The organism is Pseudomonas sp. 65/3-MNA-CIBAN-0223 (assembly GCF_040310425.1).
Classification (GTDB): domain Bacteria; phylum Pseudomonadota; class Gammaproteobacteria; order Pseudomonadales; family Pseudomonadaceae; genus Aquipseudomonas; species Aquipseudomonas gregormendelii.
This window is the reverse complement of the sequence record NZ_JBEOPV010000002.1, coordinates 165,423-185,493: the sequence shown is the minus strand read 5'-3', so window position 1 is coordinate 185,493 and position 20,071 is coordinate 165,423. Positions and strand designations below refer to the sequence as shown.

Sequence of the window (20,071 nt, the reverse complement as noted above, 5' to 3'; positions counted from 1 at the left end):
GTCGGCACGGTTAATCCTTGTTCATCTGGATGAGATTGCTAGCTTGCCGGAGTTTACCGTCGAGGCAAACGTCTGTATATGTATATACAAATAACACACGATGGGGTGCTGAATCATGTCCGCCTTCTTTGCCGAACGCGCACTGCTGCCTAACGGATGGGCCAATGATGTACGTCTTGAGGTCAGCGCCGATGGCGCGCTGACCCTTGTCCAGGCCAATTCTCAAGCAGATGGCGCCGAACGGATAAAGGGGCCGCTGCTGCCGGGCATGCCGAATCTGCACTCCCACGCATTCCAGCGGGCGATGGCCGGGCTGGCGGAAGTGGCAGGCAATCCAAACGACAGTTTCTGGACCTGGCGCGACCTGATGTACCGTCTCGTCGGAAAAATCAGCCCGGAGCAGCTCGGCGTCATCGCTCGTCAGCTGTACATCGAGATGCTCAAGGCGGGCTATACGTCGGTCGCCGAATTTCATTACGTGCACCACGACACCAGCGGCCAGGCGTATGCCGATCCTGCAGAACTGGCGCTGCGTATCAGCCAGGCGGCGGCGTCTGCCGGCATAGGCCTGACGCTGCTGCCCGTGCTCTACAGCCATTCCGGCTTCGGCGGCCAGGCGCCGAACGAGGGTCAGCGGCGCTTTATCAACAGCACCGAGAACTACCTCAAGCTGCAGTCGCGCCTGCAGCCGATCCTGGCCGGACAGCCGGCGCAGTCCCTGGGTTTGTGTTTCCACTCGTTACGCGCCGTCACGCCCCAGCAGATCAGCGAAGTACTGGCGGCCAGCGACACCCAATGCCCGGTGCACATTCATATTGCCGAGCAGCAGAAGGAAGTCGATGACTGCCTGGCCTGGAGCGGTCGTCGACCACTGCAATGGCTATACGAAAACACCGAAGTCGACCAACGCTGGTGCCTGGTCCACGCGACCCACGCCAACCCGGAAGAGGTTACGTTGATGGCCAGGAGTCGCGCCATTGCCGGCCTGTGCCTGACGACTGAAGCCAACCTGGGCGACGGTATTTTCCCGGCGGTGGACTTCCTGGCTCAGGGCGGGCGCATGGGGATCGGTTCCGACAGCCACGTGTCATTGAGCGTGGTGGAGGAGTTGCGTTGGCTTGAATACGGTCAGCGTCTGCGTGACCAGCGGCGTAACCGCCTGTATGGCGCCGATCAACCGATGGTTGGCCGCACGCTATATGACGCGGCACTGGATGGCGGCGCCCAGGCGCTGGGTCAGCCAATTGGCGCACTGGAAGTCGGCAAGCGAGCGGACTGGCTGGTGCTCGATGGCAACGATCCGTACCTGGCAACAGCCAACGGTGACGCCATTCTCAATCGCTGGCTGTTTGCCGGTGGCGATCGCCAGGTGCGCGATGTCCTGGTCAATGGCCAGTGGGTCGTGCGCGACGGGCGCCATGCCGGCGAAGAAGAAAGCAGCCGTGCGTTCACCCAAGTCCTGCGCGATCTATTGGGTTAACGCAAAACGAAATGTGGGAGCGAGCCTGCTCGCGATGAGGCCGTCATATCCAACAGAGATATTGGCTGACAGACCGCTATCGCGAGCAGGCTCGCTCCCACAGTTTTGATCTTCGGTGCCCGCTAGTTCGAAGTCTTCGCCATCTGCGTATCGGAGGCACGCCAGATCAATCGCGTGGTGTCGTACCCCTGCTGTCGCGCCTTGCTCAGCAGCTCTTCGCGCGTTACGCCGTTGACGGTGGGGCTGCGTGACAGCAACCACAGGTAACGACGGCTCGGATCGCCAACAATGGCAGTCTTGTAGTCGTCGCTGACGTACAGCACCCAGTAATTGCCCTTCGCTACACCCGGCAGCAAGCGCGAAAACCAGTTGTCGAATTCGACCCACAGCTTGTCGGTCTTGCCTGGCACTTGTGGCCAGGCGGTGCCTTTGGCCTCTTCCCATTGCCAATCCGCCGTCAGGCAGCGGTTCAGCACCAGCACATTACCGTCGGACTTGAGGGTGTAATGGGCTTCGGATTGCGCACAGTTGCGCTGGAAATACATCGGCAGGCGCGCCAGCTCATACCAGGTGCCTTGATATTTCTTCAGGTTGACGCTGTCGACCGTTTTCGGCGCCAGCGACTCATCGCCAGAAGTGGCGCAGCCGGCCAATACCAGGCCGGCCAAAAGAACAAATAATAACCGCTTCATTGTTTTTCTCCCGTGGGCGCGAAGCCCCGGTTTACTTCAGGCCTTGGCCAGAAAACATCAACACTTTGTCACCGGCGTACTGCACGCTGATAAAGCTGTTCTTGTCGCCCCAGGTGCAACTGGACATGCCGAGCGCGCCGGAGCAATCGGTAGGCTTGCCCAGCAAGGTTTCAACCTCGGCCTTGGGCATGCCCGAGGACAACTTCGAATAGTTTTCCTGATTGACCTTGCTGCATGCGGCCAACAGCACGCAGAACGAAAGCAGGGCGATAGAGCGCAGCGACATGGTGTAGCTCCTGGGGCGAAGGGGGTTGGCATGGCTGCCAAGCAGAAGCTTAGAAGAGAAAACCCCAATCTGGTTCCCCGGCCGGCAGCCTATTTGTCGAGCCACTCGTCTGCCATGTTCCGAAAAATCAGCAACTTTGCCGCGCCACTCATCAATTCGCCAATTTTGCAGCAGGACGCCTAATCTTTGGCACGGTGCGGTCGACACATCATGTAGGAGCGAGCTTGCTCGCGATGGATGCCAACGATAACGCGGTTCGATTAACCACACGCGATTATCAAACTCCCTCGCACGAGCAAATCGCGACCACACCAGTCCCTGCGCGGTAGCTCACTTAATGACCAGAAACATGAAGTTCAGCCACAAGATCCTGCTGGCTGCCGCCCTCGTGGTGGCCGTTGCATTCGCCTGTTTCATCCTGTTCAACGACTACCGCCAGCGCCAGACCCTGCGCAGCAGTACGCAAGCGTCGATGCAGGAACTGGGCAGCCTGACCACCAGCAACATCCAGACCTGGCTGGAAAGCCGCATCCAGTTGCTGCAATCGCTGTCCCAGCAGATTGCAATCGACGGCTCCGCGCCGGCCAGCCTCAAGCGCGCTATCGACCTGCCGGCCTATACCAGCAACTTCCAGCTGAGCTATTTCGGTGGCAGCGACGGCGTGATGTTCTCGGTCCCGGCCGGCAATCGCGCCGCCGACTACGATCCCCGCGCCCGCGGCTGGTACAAAGCGGCCAACAGTGCAAAACAGACGGTGGTCACTGAACCCTACATCGCAGCGTCCTCAGGCAAACTGGTGATCACGGTGGCAACACCGGTGCAACGCCAGGGCCAGATGATTGGCGTCGCCGGTGCAGACATCGACCTGTCCAGCGTCAGCGCTATCATCAACTCGCTGAACTTCGGTGGCCACGGCCATGCGTTTATCGTCAGCGCCGACGGCAAGATCCTGATCCATCCGGACAGCAACTTTGTCCTCAAGAGCCTGGCCGACGCCTACCCCAATGGGGCACCGACCGTGAGCCCGGGGCTGAAAGAGGTCGAGATCGGCGGTAAAAGCCAGTTCATCTCCTTCACTCACGTCAACGGTGTGCCTTCGGCGGACTGGTACGTGGCACTGGTGCTCGACCAGGAAACCGCGTTCGCGATGCTCAGCGAATTCCGCACCTCGGCGATCATTGCCATGGTGATTGCGGTGGTGATCATCATTGCGCTGCTGGGCATGCTCATCAGCTTCCTGATGCAACCGCTGCTGACCATGGGCCGTGCCATGCACGACATCGCTGAAGGTGAAGGCGACCTGACCCGGCGGCTGACTATCCACGGTCATGACGAATTCGGCGCGCTGGGCACTTCGTTCAACCGCTTCGTGGAACGTATCCATACTTCCATCACTGAAGTGGCGTCCGCCACCGGCCAGGTCAACGAAGTCGCCCTGCGCGTAGTGGCAGCTTCGAACTCGTCGATGTTCAACTCCGACCAGCAAGCATCGCGCACCAGCAGTGTGGCTGCGGCGATCAACGAACTGGGGGCCGCCGCCCAGGAAATCGCCCAGAATGCAGCCCTCGCCTCGCAACATTCGAGCGATGCACGGGCCCTGGCCGAAGACGGCCAGCAGGTGGTCGACAAGACCATTGCCGCGATGCAGCAGCTGTCGGCGAAGATCAGTGATTCCTGCGGCAACATCGAAACGCTTAACAGCAGCACGGTGAACATCGGGCAGATTCTGGAAGTGATCACCAGCATCTCCCAGCAGACCAACCTGCTGGCCCTGAACGCAGCCATCGAAGCGGCCCGTGCCGGGGAAGCCGGACGTGGGTTTGCCGTGGTCGCCGATGAGGTACGCAACCTGGCGCACCGCACCCAGGACTCGGCGCAGCAGGTGCAGAAGATGATCGAGGAACTGCAGGTCGGCGCCCGGGAAGCGGTGAGCACCATGACCGATAGCCAGCGTCAGAGCGAAAGCAGTGTCGGCATCGCCAACCAGGCCGGCGAGCGCCTGGGTAGCGTGACCCAGCGTATCGGTGAGATCGATGGCATGAACCAGTCGGTGGCGACGGCCACTGAGGAACAGACGGCAGTGGTGGAGTCGATCAATGTCGACATTACCGAAATCAACATGCTGAATCAGGAAGGCGTGGAGAACTTGCAGTCGACGTTGCGGGCATGCTCGGATCTGGAGCAGCAGGCGGCGCGGCTTAAACAGTTGGTGGGTAGCTTCAGGATTTAAACTGCTTTCACTGGCCCCATCGCCAGCAGGCTGGCTCCCACAGGGGATTGTGAACGACACAACCCCAATGTGGGAGCCAGCCTGCTGGCGATGACGGCATCAGCCGCAAGGAAAATCTAGAACCTTGAACCAGGCCCCGAAAGAAACGCCAACTCTTCAGCCGTCGAATCCCTTCCCAACACTGCATTGCGATGCGGAAACCGCCCAAACCGCGCAATCACCTTCTGATGTTTTTCGGCGTAATTCAGGTAATCGGTAAACAACGCCTGATCACCCTCAGGTTGTTGGTTAACCAGATCGATGTACCGCGAAACGGCCTCGTTCTGCACCGCCAGATTCTCGCAATGCTCGAACACCATGTAGATGAATACCCGCTGAATCGGCTGCAACTGCCGATCAAAATCCGCAGCAATGCCTTGGGCTACCAGGGCTTGAGCCCTGAGGTCACCGAAAAAGGCTTTGGGGGAGTCGCGATAGATCATGCGTGGCAGCTGATCGAGCAACAGCACCAGCGCCAGCCAACCGTCGGGGCGTTGCGCCCAGTCAGTCAATCCGCCGGCCAGCGCCTGCTCGACCCAGTCCCCGAAACGCGTTTGCGCCTCGAGGTCCTGGCGGTCGTGCTTGCCGAACCATAACTTGCCCTTGTCAGCCGCTACCTCGTCAGAGGTCTGGGCTGAGCCAAACCACCATTCGAGCAACGGCTGCCAGGGCGCGGTCATGTTATTCCTTGTGGTAAGCCGTAACGCGGGCGACTTCTTCTTTCGAGCCCAGGTACACCGCTACGCGCTGGTGCAGGCCTTCTGGCTGGATGTCGAGAATGCGCTGGTGACCATCGGTGGAAGCGCCGCCGGCCTGTTCCACCAGGAACGACATCGGGTTGGCTTCATACATCAGGCGCAGTTTGCCCGGCTTCGACGGCTCGCGGCTGTCGCGTGGGTACATGAACAGGCCGCCACGGGTCAGGATACGGTGCACATCGGCCACCATCGCGGCAACCCAGCGCATGTTGTAGTTCTTTTTCAGCGGGCCTTCATCGCCAGCCAGCAATTCGTCGACGTAGCGCTGTACCGGAGCTTCCCAGTGACGCTGGTTGGAGGCATTGATCGCGAATTCCTGGGTGCTTTCAGGAATCGTGATGTCTTCATGGGTCAGGACAAAGCTGCCCATTTCACGGTCCAGGGTAAAGCCCTTGACGCCGTCACCCAGGGTCAACACCAGCATGGTTTGCGGGCCGTAGATCGCGTAACCGGCCGCAACCTGCTGGGTACCTGGCTGCAGGAAGGCCTTTTCGTTCAGGGCTTCGTTCTGGCTCAGGTATTCAGTTGGGCAACGCAGTACCGAGAAGATGGTGCCGACTGGCGCGTTGATATCGATGTTGGACGAACCGTCCAGTGGGTCGAACACCAACAGGTAGGCGCCTTTCGGGTATTTGCCCGGGATCTGGTAGGCATTGTCCATTTCCTCGGACGCCATGCCGGCCAGGTGACCGCCCCATTCGTTGGCTTCGAGCAGGATGTCGTTGGAGATCACGTCGAGTTTCTTCTGCACTTCGCCCTGGACGTTTTCAGTGCCCATGCTGCCCAGAACACCACCCAGGGCGCCTTTGGATACGGCGTGGCTGATTTCTTTACAAGCGCGCGCCACCACTTCAATCAGGAAACGCAGATCGGCAGGAGTGTTGTTGCTGCGGGTCTGCTCAATCAGATAGCGACTCAGGGTAACGCGGGACATGGAAGGCTCCGGTGGAATGGGGGGGCGGGAAACCCGCGCAGTTTAACGCGAGTCGGGGCGCATTTCCTCCTATCAGACGTGAGATGCCCAATAGAGTTCATGCGCGGGGTTTAGCGTAGTTCGAATCCTGCAGGATTTGGCGGAAGATTTTTGCCGACTCTGCGAGCGCCATCGCGGGCAAGCCTTGCTCCCACAGGCGCCATCAGTCAGGCCCAATCCCCCAGGACTTCCCTGATCCTGTGGGAGCAAAGCTTGCTCGCGATCCGGCGCGCAGCGCCGGCCATTCTCAGGAGTTCGCCGGCGGTTTGCGCAACAGGCTGAACGCCATCGCCGCCAGAAACACCACACTCAAGAGCAACACCGCCCAAAGACCGAATTTCTTCCAGTCGGTGGCGGCGGTGGCCGCAGTGGTCACCGTAGACGTCGGCGCCACGACCACTCCAGCATCTACCGACGCCTTGCCCAGCGCCGCCAACTTTTGCGCGCTGTAATCCGGGATCAGCGTCGACAACGGCAGGTTCGCCGCCTTCACCGTCGCACTGCCAATCGCCAGGGTGTAAGGCCCCTCCCCGCGTGCCAGGAACACCAGCAGCGTAGAGCGCACGGCAAATTTCAGGGTCGGCGCCTGCGCGCCCAAGCCACCGCCGCGCTCGTCGACGACCAGCTTCAACTGCTGGACGGTCTGCCCGGCCAACTGCAACTCGTTCTGCACCACATCCTGGCCATTCTGGGTCAGGCGGTACAACAAACCGCTGCCCAGCGGCCGCCACGGCAAGCTGCTTTCCCGACGCCCGGACACCGTCACCGGCGCCAGGCTGTTGGCCTGATCCAACTCGATCTGGATGCGCTCCACGTTCAGCCCCGTCGGCAACTGCCAGATGTACTCACCGGCCTTGGCGCTGCTGGCGCCCAACGGCTGCGACCAGACCAACGGCAGCGGCAAGCTGCGCCCGCTGGCGCTTTCCAGTTGCGCCGAGGTCAGGACAGGCGCCGACTGCGCCGTGTTCCAGAGCAGGCGCAGGTAACGCGCCGATTGCCCCGGCAACCCCACCTCACGCTGCTCCACCCGCTCGTCGGCAAAGGTCAGCCGAGCCACCTGCCCTTCTCCCCAGGATTGCCAGTGCTGCAAGTCGTCGCTGGCCTCAATGGTGAAACGCTGGAAGCCATCGCGCTCACTGGTCCAGTCGAGTATCAACTGCTGCAGGGGCGCCTTGATTCCGCTGGCATCCAGCAACCAGCCGCGCAGCACTTCTTCGCCCGCTTCAAGTTGACCGGCTGGTTGCACTTCCACCAGCGTACCGTCACCGCTCGACCGCACCTTCACGCTCGGAGCGCGCTCAGTGGAGTCGGCGGAGGCGTACAGCGGGAACCATTTCACGTCGCTCAGCACAGGCTTCTCGCTGGCCTGCGCCGATTCCCGAGCCAGGGCATAGGCCTGGGGCTCGCCTGCGGCATTGAACACCCGTACATCTGCAAGATCGGTCTGGCGTGCATTCAATTGCACGCTCATCGGTAGCTCAAGGCGATACCACGGCCCCTCGCCGCTGATTGACAACGGCACCTGGGTGCTGAAGTCTGCCGGTTTTTCCTGGGCGCCGGCCGACAGCGTCACGCCTAGCGCAACAACGCCCAACCAACCCAGGCTCAGCTTCTGACTCAAGACGAAACTCCTTCGGTTTGCGGGGCCGGTTTATCCGCCTCCGCCGCAGCTTCGGCGCGCTTGGGCGGCAGCGGGGCGAAATAGCCCACCACCAGCAGCAACACGCCGACTCCAATGAAAGACACAATCCGCGCCAACCCGCCACGGTTGCTCAGCTCAACAAAGAACAACTTGGCAACCACCACACCGATCAGCGCGGCGCCGATCAACCAGACCTCGCGACGATGGCGCAGGTGACCACCAATCATCAGGCTCAGTGCCATCAAGGTCCAGACGATCGACAGCCCGGCCTGCACCCGCATGGATTCAAGCAATGCATCGAGCTGGAATGGCACGCCAGCCCAATGATGGGCGGTGCGCATCACCAGGACGGTGAAGAAGGCGAACAGCGAGACGCCTGCGATCATTTGCGCAGCCTGGTGGAAGTAGTTGCTGCGCAGCGCCAGTTGCGCCACTGCACTGCGCGCCCAGATAAATACGCCGAACAGCGCAAACAACAGGCCCAATTCCAGCGGATTGATCAACGGCACATAGGGCAAAGGGTCGGCCGACCCGTCGCTGACACTGTTCGCCAACCAGAACCAGCCAAGCATCAACAGCGCCAGCGGTACGGCCGCATAGACCCGGTACTCGCGGGGATAGGCAGCCACCGGCCATGGCCAACTGCGCGGCACCGCCATCAGCACCAGGTAGACGCTCGGCAGAATCGCCCAACCCAGCCAGCGCCAGGCATTGTACTGCTCGGACAACAGCAGCAAGGCGTAGCGCAACTCCAGGGCCAGCACGCCAATCAGCAGCCAGCAGCCGAGCACGTGGGCGATACCGAGTGCGCGCTCGGGCACCCGCGCAGCCAGTCGCCGCAGCGAGATGAAATGCACGGCGAACACCGCGACCCACACCAGCCAGCCAAAATCGGCAGCCGGATGAAAACGGCCATGCAGCGCGTCCAGCAGCACCAGGGCGGCAGCAGGTATCAGCGTGAGACAGAGCAACCCCAGCGAGGCCCACTGCAGGCGCAAAGCAAGCACCGCCCACAGCGCGACGCTCACCGCCAGGACGGCCAGCAGCAACGTCGCTTGCAGGTCCACTGCAGCGAAACGCTGGATGTCCATACCCCAGGCGATCGCCCACCAACCCGCGCCCCACACCAGCAATACGTCAGCCAACCGCTTCAGGCTGAACGCACCGAACCTCGCTGCAGGGTTGCCGAACTGCAGGCACCAGGCCCCGACGAACGCTGCCAAGCCCAAAACCATTGGCGTCCAGAACCCGGTGTGCGCCAGTGGACGCAAGCCTTCGCTGGCGAACTGAGCGAAAAATCCTGCAGCCGACAGCGCGAAAGCCGCGCCACCCAGTAACTGCACGGCAAATGCCATGAACAGGAACGTGCGCGACTGCAGGCGCAGGCCGACAACCAAGGTCGCCAGGCCGACCAGCGCCCAACTGATCGCCGTGCCCTGGGTCAGGAAAAACAGCGGCGCCAACAGATAGAGGAAGATCAGCCCCAGGCCCGCGAGCACCGGCAGCCCCTGACGTTCCCAAGGTGCCGTGTGCGCAGCAGAGGCTGTGCGCAATTGGTGGAAGCTGAACAACAACGCCGCGCCAAGCATCAACGCGCCCAGCGGTGCGCCTTGGAGCAAACTGCTGTCACCGAATCGCAGCTCGCTGAGAAACATCAGCGCCGAGCCCAGCTGCAAGAGCAAGGCAAAGGCGCGGGCCAATGTTCGCTGCTGACGCAGGCCAAGCCAGAGGATACCGGCCCCCTCAATAGCCCAGGCCGCAGACGTCCAGCGCGCATCCAGCCCCAGGGGAATCGCCAGGCTGGCGAAGATCACCCCGAGGGCGAGGCAGGTTTCCGCCAACAACAGCGCCCGGCCCCCCATCAGCCAACGGGCCAGGCCCATGTAGATCATGCCCAATGCCAGGGCACTGAACGCAGCGGCCAACTCCAGATGCTGGACCAGCACAAACTGCAGGCCAAAGCCCACCAGCGGCGGGCCGAAGAGCAGGGTGCCGTCGACGTAATCGCCCTTGCGCGCCGACCAGCGCAACAGCGCATCGCGACTGTCGTCCTCGGGTGTGTCGCTCATCTCCAGCAATTTGCGACGGGCGAACAGCAGGCCGATGGCCAGGTACATCAGGAAAAACAGGATCAGGAACGGCTCGGTGCTCCACAGCAGCTCCGGCGTATAGGAACGCAAGCCCCAGGTGAAGCCGATACCGAAAGTGCCAACGAAGCCGATCACGTTGAGTAACCGCCAGGCCTTGAACCAGGCGATGGCGAGGATGCCGGCATTGAGCAGCGCGAAGTAACTGAACAGCGCGACGTGGCTGCCGGCGCCGGTCGAGGTTAGCAGTGGCGCGGCAAAACCGCCCAGTGCCGCAGCGGCGGCCAGGCCCAGGGAGTCCTGCTTGATGGCGAGGATGGCGGAAAACACTGTCACCGCCACCAGCAGGCCCAGGGCCGCAGTCGGGTCCAGCAGCGGATGCAGGCGCATTGCGGCGAACACCGTGAGGTACAGCACCGCGATCCCGGTGCCTTGCAGGATCAGCGCGTAGTTATTGTTGCGTGTGCGCAACCACCAACCCAGCCCAAGCAGGCTCAAAGCAGCCGCCGCCACCCCGGCGTACCGCAACTCGATCGGCACTACCATGCCTTCGGTGGCGTAACGCAGCAGGAACGCCAGCCCGAGGAACAACAGCACCACGCCGACCCGCAGCACGGTGTTGCCGCCGAATAACCAGGCACGGGCACCATCGATAGCCCGTTCGATGAAGTTGGGGCCGCGTGGAATCGCGGGCTCCAGGGGTTCGCGGGCGACCGGTGCGGCCCTCCAGGCATCGACGGGCGGCGGACGCCTCGCTTCAGAGGCTGCGACGGTAATCGGCTCGAGCTCGGGTGGAAGCTCCCAGACAAGTTCGGGCGCTTCAACAGGGATGTCGTCAAGAATGAACTCAGGAGCAGGCTCCGGTGCCTGCGGCGTCCTCATGCCGGACGTTTCGAGCGAAGCCAGGCGTTGCTGCAGCGCCATCAGGTCGACCTGCGCCTTCTGCAGCTGCAACTGTTGCTCTGTGGCTTGCAAGTCCAGACGGCCGATACGAATGGCCTGCCCGATACCCAGGCCGAGCAACGCACCCAATAGCGCATCGCCGAACGACTCGTCGAGCACCCAGCCGAGCACCAGCCCTATGAGCATGAAAATCCATTGCATGGTCGATATCCCTAAGCGCAGTGGCCAATCCGGGAAGATTAGCGCAGCCCGACACGAAAAGATCGCAGCCTTCGGCAGCGCCTACACAGGAATACGTCCCCCTGTAGGCGCTGCCGAAGGCTGCGATCTTTTCGGCGCCATTATATCCAGCCGGGCGGCTACTTACTCCAACGCTTTCCAGATATCTGTGGCGTACTCGCGAATCGTCCGGTCGGACGAGAACCAGCCCATCCGCGAGGTGTTCAGCACCGCCGAACGCCACCATTCGTTGGAATCGTGCCAATGCGCTTCGACCCGCATCTGCGCGTCCCAGTAGGAGTCGAAATCGGCGCAGACCAGGAAGCGGTCGTAGTCGATCAGCGAATCGATAAAGCCCGCGTAACGGGATGGATCATCCGGCGAGAACACCCCACCGCGAATCGCCTGCAGCACATCGTTGAGTCGATGGGACGCTGCGATGTCCGGCGTCGCATTGAACTCGTGGTTCTGCTTGCGCGCTTCAACCTGCTGGGCACTGAGACCGAAGATAAACATGTGCTCGGCACCGATGCGCTCGCACATTTCCACGTTGGCACCGTCCAGGGTACCGATGGTCAGCGCGCCGTTCAGGCCGAACTTCATGTTGCTGGTACCCGACGCCTCGAAGCCCGCCGTGGAAATCTGCTCCGACAAGTCCGCCGCCGGAATAATACTTTCCGCCAGGCTGACGTTGTAGTTGGGCAGGAACACCACCTTGAGCAGACCGCGCACGGTCGGGTCGTTGTTGACCACACGGGCGATGTCGTTGGTCAGCTTGATGATCAACTTGGCCTGGTGATAACTGGCGGCCGCCTTGCCGGCGAAAATTTTCACCCGGGGTACCCAGTCGGTTTCCGGCTCGGCACGAATCGCCTGATAAAGCGCCACGGTGTGCAGCAGGTTGAGCAGCTGGCGTTTGTACTCGTGGATCCGCTTGACCTGCACGTCGAACATCGCCGCCGGGTTGACGGCGATACCCAGGCGCTCGTGAATGATATAGGCCAGGGCCTTCTTGCTGTGCAGACGCTGCTCGGCGAACGCCTTGCGGAAGGCGGCTTTCTCGGCGAACGGTTCCAGCTCCAGCAAGCGTTCTTCCGGGTTGTCCAGCAGGTCCGGTCCCAGGGCATCCACCAGCATTGAAGTCAGCTCGGAGTTGGCCTGGTACAGCCAGCGGCGGAAGGTGATGCCGTTGGTCTTGTTGTTGATCCGCTCCGGGTACAGCTTGTGCAGCTCGGAGAACACGGTTTTGCGCATCAGCTGGGTGTGCAGGCCGGACACGCCATTGACGCTATGGGAACCGAGGAACGCCAGGTTGCCCATGCGCACGCGGCGGCCATTGTCTTCCTCGATCAGCGACACCGCGCGCAACACGTCGAAGTCGTGTATGCCCTTGGCCCGCAACGAGTCGATGTGCTGGGCGTTGATCAGGTAGATGATCTGCATGTGTCGCGGCAGCATGCGCTCCATCAGGCCGACCGGCCAGGTCTCCAGCGCCTCGGGCAGCAGCGTGTGGTTGGTGTACGAGAGCGTATCGACCGTCACCTGCCACGCAGCGTCCCATGCCACGTCATAGACGTCGACCAGTTGGCGCATCAGTTCGGCTACGGCGATCGATGGGTGCGTATCGTTGAGCTGGATCGCCGCGTGGTCACCCAGGGTCAGCACCGAGGTGTGCATGTTGCGGTGGCGGCGCAGCAGGTCCTGCAAGGAGGCGGCAACGAAAAAGTATTCCTGGCGCAAACGCAGTTCCTGACCGGCTTCGGTGCTGTCCGCCGGGTAAAGCACACGGGAAATACTTTCGGCCCGGGCAACCTCGGCAACGGCGCCCAGGTGATCACCGGCGTTGAAGCGTTCCAGGTGCAGATCTTCCATGGCGCGGGCGCGCCACAGCCGCAGAGTGTTGACGCTCGCCCCGCGCCAGCCGACAACCGGGGTGTCGTAGGCAATGGCGCGAACGGTTTCCACGGGTGTCCAGACCTGCTTGGTCTTGCCGTTCTCGTCAGTGACGGTCTCGACACTGCCACCAAAGCCGATCGGGTAAACCACCTCCGGGCGCTCGAACTCCCACGGGTTGCCGAAGTCCAGCCAATGCTCGGTTTGCTCCTGCTGCCAGCCATCCACGATGGCCTGGCGGAACAAACCATGCTCGTAACGAATGCCGTAGCCATGGCCGGCGATGCCGAGCGTCGACATGCTTTCCATGAAGCACGCGGCCAGGCGCCCGAGGCCGCCGTTACCCAGCGCCGCGTCAGGCTCCAGCAGGCGGATACGCTCAAGGTCGACACCCAGCTCGGTCAGCGCTTCGCGCGCAACATCAAGCAGGCCGAGGTTGCTCAGGCTGTCATAGAGCAGACGGCCGATGAGGAATTCCAGCGAGAGGTAATAAACGCGCTTCTGGCCTTTACGGTAGATCTGCCGGGTGTGATCCATCCAGTGCTCGACCATGTGATCGCGCGCCGCCAAGGCAATGGCTTCGAACCAGTCGTGGTCGAAGGCGTGATCCGGGTCTTTGCCCACCGCGTAGGTGAGTTTGGTCAAGACGGCGTCGCGGAATGCGGCCACCTCTGCTTCGCGAACAAGTGGTTCTTGAGTCATCGATAAGACCTCGAGCGAGCGTGGAGTAGTTGAGCCTAGACGGTCTGACAGGCCGTGGAGAGTCTGGTTCGGCAGTTTTTCCCGTTAGTGCGAGATAGGTCGACAATACCTTGTCGTATGCCGGAAAGAATGCAGGGCCCGTGCCGGATTACCGAAGCCGATGAGCCGCGCTGGAAAAAAACTGGCGAAAGGTTGTTCAAAAATCCACCAGTCCCGGTATGATCGCGCGCCCTGATGCACACGCTGGTAACAACCGATGATGAAACCCAACCTGATCGCCGCTGCGGAGATCGATCGCCTCGATACCTGGGCCAAGTATTCTGCACCGATGTGCGGCTCTTGTGTGTCCAGCTGCTGCACCCTGCCGGTCGAGGTCAAGATCAAGGACCTGATCCGGATCGGCATCGTCGACGAATTCGAGCGCGGCGAGCCGGCGAAGAACATTGCCAAGCGTCTGCAGAAGGAAGGGATCGTCGAGCGCTACAGCCAGAAGACCGAGATCTTTACCCTCCAGCGCATGAGCAACAACGATTGCCTGTACCTGGATCGTAAGAGCCGTCTGTGCACTATTTATGAAAAGCGCCCGGATACTTGCCGCAATCACCCCAAGATCGGTCCGCGGCCGGGGTATTGCGCTTACAAGCCCAAGGAAGTGGTGCGCGAGACCAGTAGCAGCCGTCGCACCCTCGAGAAATTCTAACGCCGAAAAGATCGCAGCCTCGTTTCACTCGACAGCTCCTACAGGGTTATATGTACGCCTGTAGGAGCTGTCGAGTGAAACGAGGCTGCGATCTTTTGATTTTTTCTCCAGACAAAACAAAAACGCCCCCGATCTCGCGATCGGGGGCGTTTTTTTGTCTGCTAACTAAATGACTTAGTTACCGGACTTCTTGGCAGCGCGGGTACGCTCGCTTTCGCCCAGGATCTTCTTACGAAGACGGATGGACTTAGGAGTGACTTCGCACAATTCGTCTTCTTGAACGAATTCCAGAGCTTGTTCCAGGGTGAAACGGATAGGCGGAACCAGAGCGATGGTTTCGTCTTTACCCGAAGCACGCATGTTGTCGAGCTTCTTGCCTTTGGTTGGGTTGACGCCCAGGTCGTTGTCGCGGCTGTTGATGCCGACGATTTGACCTTCGTACACGTCTTCACCGTGACCCAGGAACAGTTTGCCGCGAGCTTGCAGGGTTTCCAGCGAGTAAGTCAGAGCCTTACCGGTAGCAACCGAAACCAGCACGCCGTTCTGACGGCCGGACATGTCGCCGGACTTCATCACGTCGTAACGGTCGAAGATCGAGGTCAGGATGCCTGCACCGGAGGTCAGGGTCAGGAACTCGTTACGGAAACCGATCAGGCCACGTGCCGGGATGTTGTACTCAAGGCGCACACGGCCCTTGCCATCCGGAACCATGTTGGTCAGGTCGCCTTTACGGATACCGATCTGCTCCATGATCGAACCTTGCGATTCTTCCGGCAGGTCGATGGTCACGTTTTCGTACGGTTCGTGCTTCACGCCGTCAACCATGCGGATGATCACTTCCGGACGACCAACACCCATTTCGAAGCCTTCGCGACGCATGGTTTCGATCAGTACGGACAAGTGCAGCTCACCACGGCCGGAGACCTTGAACTTGTCGGCGGTGTCGCCTTCTTCAACGCGCAGGGCAACGTTGTAGAGCAGTTCCTTGTCCAGACGCTCTTTGATGTTACGGCTGGTGACGAACTTGCCTTCACGGCCGCAGAACGGCGAGTCGTTAACCTGGAAGGTCATCGAAACGGTTGGTTCATCAACGGTCAGCGGCTTCATCGCTTCAACGTTCTGTGGGTCGCACAGGGTGTCGGAGATGAACAGCGACTCGAAGCCGCTGATGCAGACGATGTCGCCGGCAGCTGCTTCTTCAACGTCAACGCGGTGCAGACCGTGGTGACCCATCAGTTTCAGGATACGGCCGTTACGGCGCTTGCCGTCAGCGTCGATCGCAACAACCTGGGTGTTCGGCTTGACGCGACCACGAGCGATACGGCCAACGCCGATAATGCCCAGGAAGCTGTTGTAGTCCAGTGCCGAGATTTGCATCTGGAACGGGCCGTCACGGTCAACTTGCGGTGCTGGTACGTTGTCGACGATCGACTGGTACAGCGGAGTCATGTCTTCAGCCATGTCGGTGTGATCCAGACCGGCAATGCCGTTCAGGGCCGAGGCGTAGACGACTTTGAAGTCCAGCTGTTCTTCGGTGGCACCGAGGTTGTCGAACAGGTCGAAGATCTGGTCCAGAACCCAGTCCGGACGTGCGCCTGGACGGTCAACCTTGTTGATGACCACGATCGGACGCAGGCCGGCTTCGAAAGCCTTCTTGGTCACGAAACGGGTTTGCGGCATAGGGCCGTCTTGAGCGTCAACCAGCAGCAGAACGGAGTCAACCATCGACATCACGCGTTCAACTTCGCCGCCGAAGTCGGCGTGGCCCGGGGTGTCCACGATGTTGATGTGGTAGCCGTTCCAGTTGATGGCGGTGTTTTTCGCCAGAATGGTAATACCGCGCTCTTTCTCCTGGTCGTTGGAGTCCATCACGCGCTCGTCGTTGAGCTCGTTGCGCTCCAGGGTGCCGGATTGACGCAAGAGTTTGTCTACCAAGGTGGTTTTACCATGGTCAACGTGAGCAATGATGGCGATGTTGCGTAGATTTTCGATCACTTGTGTATCTCGATCAGAGGATTCGGTGTGCTGACAAGTCTTGGCAGCGATTAACAGTAGAGTCAGGCCTTGCCGTTACAGCTTGACGGCAGAGTCGGGGGGCCGGTGACGCAGGCCACAGGCAAACAGCCCCGGGCTCTTAGCTCGGTCGATAAACGCGCACATTGGCATGCCCCTCACTGAGCAAATGGTGGGCATGCAGGCGACTCATCACGCCTTTGTCGCAATACAGCAGGTACTGGCGAGTAGGGTCCAGTTCCTTGAAACGAGCGTTCAATGCATAAAACGGCATCGTTTGTACCTCAATGCCCGCGAGGTCCAGCGGCTCGTCTTCAGCGGCATCCGGATGACGGATGTCGATGACGATCTGACCTGCCAGTGCTTCGCCGACTTCTTCGATTTGCAAGTCCTGGCCCAATTCGTCGATCACGCGATCGATCGGTACCAGCTTGGCGTTCTCAAGCGCACGCTCGAGAACCGCCATGTCGAATTCTTTCTCTTCGTGCTCCACGCGCGGACGCTTGGCGTGGGTCTTGGGGTTCACCGAGATGACCCCGCAATATTCCGGCATGTGCTTGGCGAAATCGGCCGTGCCGATTTCGTTGGCCAGATCGATGATGTCCTGCTTGTGGCTGGCGATCAGCGGTCGCAAGACCAGCTTGTCAGTCACGCAGTCGATCACGGACAGGTTCGGCAGCGTCTGGCTCGACACCTGGGAAATCGCTTCACCGGTGACCAGCGCCTCGATCTCCAGCCGATCGGCAATACGGGAAGCAGCGCGCAACATCATACGCTTCAAAACTACGCCCATATGACTGTTATCGACTTTCCCGAGAATTTCTCCCAGTACTTCCTCGAACGGCACACTGACAAATAACACGCGTTGGGAGCTGCCGTACTTCTTCCAGATGAAGTGCGCGACCTCCATCACCCCCAATTCATGGGCCCGCCCGCCCAGGTTGAAGAAGCAGAAATGGCTCATCAGCCCGCGGCGCATGATCTGGTAGGCAGCCACCGTTGAATCGAAGCCACCGGACATCAGCACAAGCGTCTGCTCCAGGGCACCCAGCGGATAACCGCCGATGCTGTTGTGCTGGTTGTGGATCACGAACAACCGTTTGTCGCGAATTTCGAGACGAACTTCGATTTGCGGCTCTTTCAGCGAGATTCCGGCGGCGCCGCATTGACGACGCAGCTGGCTGCCGACGTATTTCTCGACATCCATGGAGCTGAATTCATGCTTGCCGGCGCGCTTGCAGCGCACCGAAAAAATCTTCCCGGCCAGGGCGTCACCGAAGTGCAGCTTGCACTTGGCAACGATGTCGTCGAAGTCACCCAATGGGTACTCGTCGACCTGCAGGAAATGCGCAATGCCCGGCATGCAGCTCAGGCGTTCGGTCATCTCCTTCAGGGCCTTGGGCTCGCTCACGCGGGTTTCCAGCTCGAGATTGTCCCACACACCGTTCACCACCACGGCCGGGTCCAGGTCGCGGAGCACGGTGCGGATGTTCTTGGCCAACTGGCGGATGAAACGCATCCGTACCGGGCGGCTCTTGATGGTGATCTCGGGGAAGACTTTTACGATTAGTTTCATGAAAACAGCGCGCGCTGGGCCAGCCGAAAAAGGGGGGCGCGGATTATAGCGGAAATTGCTCAAGGTTTAACCAGTTAATATGCAGAACCTTCGACGCGCACCAAAACGGGTCATTTGTGTGATTATGCGCCACATAACGGGGCGAGTTTTGCCGTTTCTGAACGCCATACATCTATATAAGCGTGAATTTGGGGCGAAAAACCCATGCTGGGGCACTGGCATGCAATTTGCTCCCTTGTGAGGCAGGTTGCCTTGGCAGAGTATTCGCGCCGGCATCACCCACATTCCAAGGGCCATCCACTACCAAAGCCCGAAGCCACCCGGAGGACACTATGTCGAAGTCGGTTCAACTCATCAAAGATCATGACGTCAAGTGGATTGATCTGCGCTTCACAGACACCAAAGGCACTCAGCACCACGTGACCATGCCGGCTCGCGACGCGCTGGATGAAGCTTTCTTCGAAGAAGGCAAAATGTTCGACGGTTCCTCCATCGCTGGCTGGAAAGGCATCGAAGCCTCCGACATGATCCTGCTGCCAGACGACAGCACGGCCGTTCTCGACCCGTTCACCGAAGACCCAACGCTGATCCTGGTCTGCAACGTGATCGACCCGTCGACCATGCAAGGCTATGACCGCGACCCGCGCGCCATCGCCCACCGCGCCGAGGAATACCTGAAGTCGACCGGTATCGGCGACACCGTATTCGTTGGCCCGGAGCCAGAGTTCTTCATCTTCGACCAAGTGAAGTTCAAGTCCGACATCTCCGGCTCGATGTTCAAGATTTACTCCGAGCAAGGTTCGTGGATGTCCGACCAGGACATCGAAGGCGGCAACCATGGCCACCGTCCAGGTATCAAAGGCGGCTACTTCCCGGTTCCACCGTTCGACCACGACCACGAAATCCGTACCTCCATGTGCAACGCCATGGAAGAAATGGGCCTGACCATCGAAGTTCACCACCACGAAGTGGCGACTGCCGGCCAGAACGAAATCGGTGTGAAGTTCAACACCCTGGTGGCCAAGGCTGACGAAGTTCAGACCCTGAAGTACTGCGTACACAACGTTGCTGTCGCCTACGGCCGCACCGCGACCTTCATGCCTAAGCCACTGTACGGCGATAACGGCTCGGGTATGCACGTTCACCTGTCCATCGCCAAAGATGGCAAGAACACCTTCGCAGGTGAAGGCTATGCCGGCCTGTCCGACACCGCCCTGTACTTCATCGGCGGCATCATCAAGCACGGTAAGGCCCTGAACGGCTTCACCAACCCGTCGACCAACTCCTACAAGCGTCTGGTCCCAGGTTTCGAAGCACCGGTCATGCTGGCCTACTCGGCTCGCAACCGTTCCGCTTCGATCCGTATTCCTTACGTGTCGAGCCCGCGCGCTCGCCGTATCGAAGCCCGCTTCCCGGATCCAGCAGCCAACCCGTACCTGGGCTTCGCTGCACTGTTGATGGCTGGCCTGGACGGCATCCAGAACAAGATCCACCCTGGCGACGCAGCTGACAAAAACCTGTACGACCTGCCGCCTGAAGAGGCCAAAGAGATCCCACAAGTTTGCGGCAGCCTGAAAGAAGCCCTGGAAGAGCTGGACAAAGGTCGCGCGTTCCTGACCAAAGGCGGCGTGTTCTCCGACGACTTCATCGACGCTTACATCGCTCTGAAAAGCGAAGAAGAAATCAAGGTCCGCACCTTCGTACACCCACTGGAATACGAGCTGTACTACAGCTGCTGATCCGGTAGCGCCAGCACTCGCGGCGTGACAAAAAGAGGCCTCCTTCGGGAGGCTTTTTTTATGCGTACAAGATCAAAAGATCGCAGCCTTCGGCAGCGCCCACAGGCGCGTAGGAGCTGCCGAAGGCCGCGATCTTTTG

General features: G+C 60.4%; 14 protein-coding genes and 1 pseudogene. 6 read left to right on the top strand and 9 right to left on the bottom strand.

Translation table 11 applies throughout. The annotated features are described in order from the left end of the window. Nucleotides 1-115 precede the first annotated feature (115 nt). The gene (locus AAEZ09_RS02485; RefSeq protein WP_350598004.1) at nucleotides 116-1,480 is read left to right on the top strand and encodes a formimidoylglutamate deiminase; all 1,365 of its coding nucleotides are present in this window, start codon (nucleotides 116-118) and stop codon (nucleotides 1,478-1,480) included. Nucleotides 1,481-1,602: 122 nt separating this feature from the next. Here the strand turns inward: AAEZ09_RS02485 and AAEZ09_RS02480 are convergent, their stop codons facing one another. Beyond that, entirely contained in the window at nucleotides 1,603-2,172 is a 570-nt protein-coding gene (locus AAEZ09_RS02480; RefSeq protein ID WP_045061981.1) for a lipocalin family protein, read from the bottom strand. 31 nt (nucleotides 2,173-2,203) lie between these two features. Beyond that, on the bottom strand, nucleotides 2,204-2,458 hold the full coding sequence (locus AAEZ09_RS02475) for a lipoprotein (protein WP_045061982.1): 255 nt from the start codon (nucleotides 2,456-2,458) through the stop codon (nucleotides 2,204-2,206). 30 nt (nucleotides 2,459-2,488) lie between these two features. Between AAEZ09_RS02475 and AAEZ09_RS02470 the strand changes: the two genes are divergently transcribed. The 3 genes and pseudogenes from AAEZ09_RS02470 to AAEZ09_RS29350 all read left to right on the top strand — a co-directional run bounded on the left by AAEZ09_RS02470 (nucleotide 2,489) and on the right by AAEZ09_RS29350 (nucleotide 4,688). Further along, a complete protein-coding gene (locus AAEZ09_RS02470) occupies nucleotides 2,489-2,641 on the top strand; it encodes a hypothetical protein (RefSeq protein ID WP_160298071.1) in 153 nt (50 codons plus the stop codon). A 154-nt stretch (nucleotides 2,642-2,795) separates the two neighbouring features. Next, nucleotides 2,796-3,830: pseudogene (locus AAEZ09_RS29355) on the top strand (HAMP domain-containing protein); the annotation flags it as partial. 93 nt (nucleotides 3,831-3,923) lie between these two features. Continuing rightward, nucleotides 3,924-4,688, top strand: a complete 765-nt coding sequence (locus tag AAEZ09_RS29350; RefSeq protein WP_414704660.1) for a methyl-accepting chemotaxis protein — start codon at nucleotides 3,924-3,926, stop codon at nucleotides 4,686-4,688. A gap of 116 nt (nucleotides 4,689-4,804) precedes the next feature. Here the strand turns inward: AAEZ09_RS29350 and AAEZ09_RS02460 are convergent, their stop codons facing one another. The 5 genes from AAEZ09_RS02460 to AAEZ09_RS02440 form a co-directional block, all read right to left on the bottom strand. Next, nucleotides 4,805-5,407: a DUF924 family protein gene (locus tag AAEZ09_RS02460; protein ID WP_350598000.1), complete on the bottom strand. Its 603-nt coding sequence runs from the start codon at nucleotides 5,405-5,407 to the stop codon at nucleotides 4,805-4,807. A gap of 1 nt (nucleotide 5,408) precedes the next feature. Continuing rightward, complete coding sequence (locus AAEZ09_RS02455; protein ID WP_045061985.1) at nucleotides 5,409-6,419, bottom strand: class 1 fructose-bisphosphatase; 1,011 nt, start codon at nucleotides 6,417-6,419, stop codon at nucleotides 5,409-5,411. A 286-nt stretch (nucleotides 6,420-6,705) separates the two neighbouring features. Next, nucleotides 6,706-8,079, bottom strand: a complete 1,374-nt coding sequence (locus AAEZ09_RS02450) for a DUF3999 domain-containing protein (protein ID WP_350597998.1) — start codon at nucleotides 8,077-8,079, stop codon at nucleotides 6,706-6,708. Further along, complete coding sequence (locus tag AAEZ09_RS02445; RefSeq protein ID WP_350597996.1) at nucleotides 8,076-11,291, bottom strand: DUF2339 domain-containing protein; 3,216 nt, start codon at nucleotides 11,289-11,291, stop codon at nucleotides 8,076-8,078. Before AAEZ09_RS02445 ends, AAEZ09_RS02450 begins: the two co-directional genes overlap by 4 nt. Before the next feature lie 162 nt (nucleotides 11,292-11,453). Then, nucleotides 11,454-13,904: a glycogen/starch/alpha-glucan phosphorylase gene (locus tag AAEZ09_RS02440; protein ID WP_045061988.1), complete on the bottom strand. Its 2,451-nt coding sequence runs from the start codon at nucleotides 13,902-13,904 to the stop codon at nucleotides 11,454-11,456. Between the two features lie 259 nt (nucleotides 13,905-14,163). On the opposite strand from AAEZ09_RS02440, the gene AAEZ09_RS02435 reads away from it, so the two are divergent. Further along, nucleotides 14,164-14,604 carry a YkgJ family cysteine cluster protein gene (locus tag AAEZ09_RS02435; RefSeq protein ID WP_045062033.1) on the top strand — a complete coding sequence of 147 codons (441 nt, stop codon included), beginning with the start codon at nucleotides 14,164-14,166 and terminating at the stop codon, nucleotides 14,602-14,604. 174 nt (nucleotides 14,605-14,778) lie between these two features. Here the strand turns inward: AAEZ09_RS02435 and typA are convergent, their stop codons facing one another. Continuing rightward, nucleotides 14,779-16,599 (bottom strand): translational GTPase TypA, encoded by a 1,821-nt coding sequence (gene typA, locus AAEZ09_RS02430; RefSeq protein WP_045061989.1) that lies wholly within the window; start codon nucleotides 16,597-16,599, stop codon nucleotides 14,779-14,781. A 139-nt stretch (nucleotides 16,600-16,738) separates the two neighbouring features. After that, on the bottom strand, nucleotides 16,739-18,193 hold the full coding sequence (gene thiI / locus AAEZ09_RS02425; protein ID WP_045061990.1) for a tRNA uracil 4-sulfurtransferase ThiI: 1,455 nt from the start codon (nucleotides 18,191-18,193) through the stop codon (nucleotides 16,739-16,741). A gap of 332 nt (nucleotides 18,194-18,525) precedes the next feature. Between thiI and glnA the strand changes: the two genes are divergently transcribed. After that, entirely contained in the window at nucleotides 18,526-19,932 is a 1,407-nt protein-coding gene (glnA, locus tag AAEZ09_RS02420) for a type I glutamate--ammonia ligase (RefSeq protein ID WP_045061991.1), read from the top strand. The last annotated feature ends 139 nt before the right edge of the window (nucleotides 19,933-20,071 follow it).

Bases quoted from the DNA above. Each gene is read 5' to 3' on its own strand.
- AAEZ09_RS02480 (WP_045061981.1), bottom strand. From the start codon at position 2,172: ATGAAGCGGTTATTATTTGTTCTTTTGGCCGGCCTGGTATTGGCCGGC.
- AAEZ09_RS02460 (WP_350598000.1), bottom strand. From the start codon at position 5,407: ATGACCGCGCCCTGGCAGCCGTTGCTCGAATGGTGGTTTGGCTCAGCC.
- AAEZ09_RS02445 (WP_350597996.1), bottom strand. From the start codon at position 11,291: ATGCAATGGATTTTCATGCTCATAGGGCTGGTGCTCGGCTGGGTGCTC.
- AAEZ09_RS02485 (WP_350598004.1), top strand. From the start codon at position 116: ATGTCCGCCTTCTTTGCCGAACGCGCACTGCTGCCTAACGGATGGGCC.
- AAEZ09_RS02440 (WP_045061988.1), bottom strand. From the start codon at position 13,904: ATGACTCAAGAACCACTTGTTCGCGAAGCAGAGGTGGCCGCATTCCGC.
- AAEZ09_RS02435 (WP_045062033.1), top strand. From the start codon at position 14,164: ATGAAACCCAACCTGATCGCCGCTGCGGAGATCGATCGCCTCGATACC.
- AAEZ09_RS29350 (WP_414704660.1), top strand. From the start codon at position 3,924: ATGTTCAACTCCGACCAGCAAGCATCGCGCACCAGCAGTGTGGCTGCG.
- thiI (WP_045061990.1), bottom strand. From the start codon at position 18,193: ATGAAACTAATCGTAAAAGTCTTCCCCGAGATCACCATCAAGAGCCGC.
- AAEZ09_RS02475 (WP_045061982.1), bottom strand. From the start codon at position 2,458: ATGTCGCTGCGCTCTATCGCCCTGCTTTCGTTCTGCGTGCTGTTGGCC.
- glnA (WP_045061991.1), top strand. From the start codon at position 18,526: ATGTCGAAGTCGGTTCAACTCATCAAAGATCATGACGTCAAGTGGATT.
- AAEZ09_RS02455 (WP_045061985.1), bottom strand. From the start codon at position 6,419: ATGTCCCGCGTTACCCTGAGTCGCTATCTGATTGAGCAGACCCGCAGC.
- AAEZ09_RS02470 (WP_160298071.1), top strand. From the start codon at position 2,489: ATGGCTGCCAAGCAGAAGCTTAGAAGAGAAAACCCCAATCTGGTTCCC.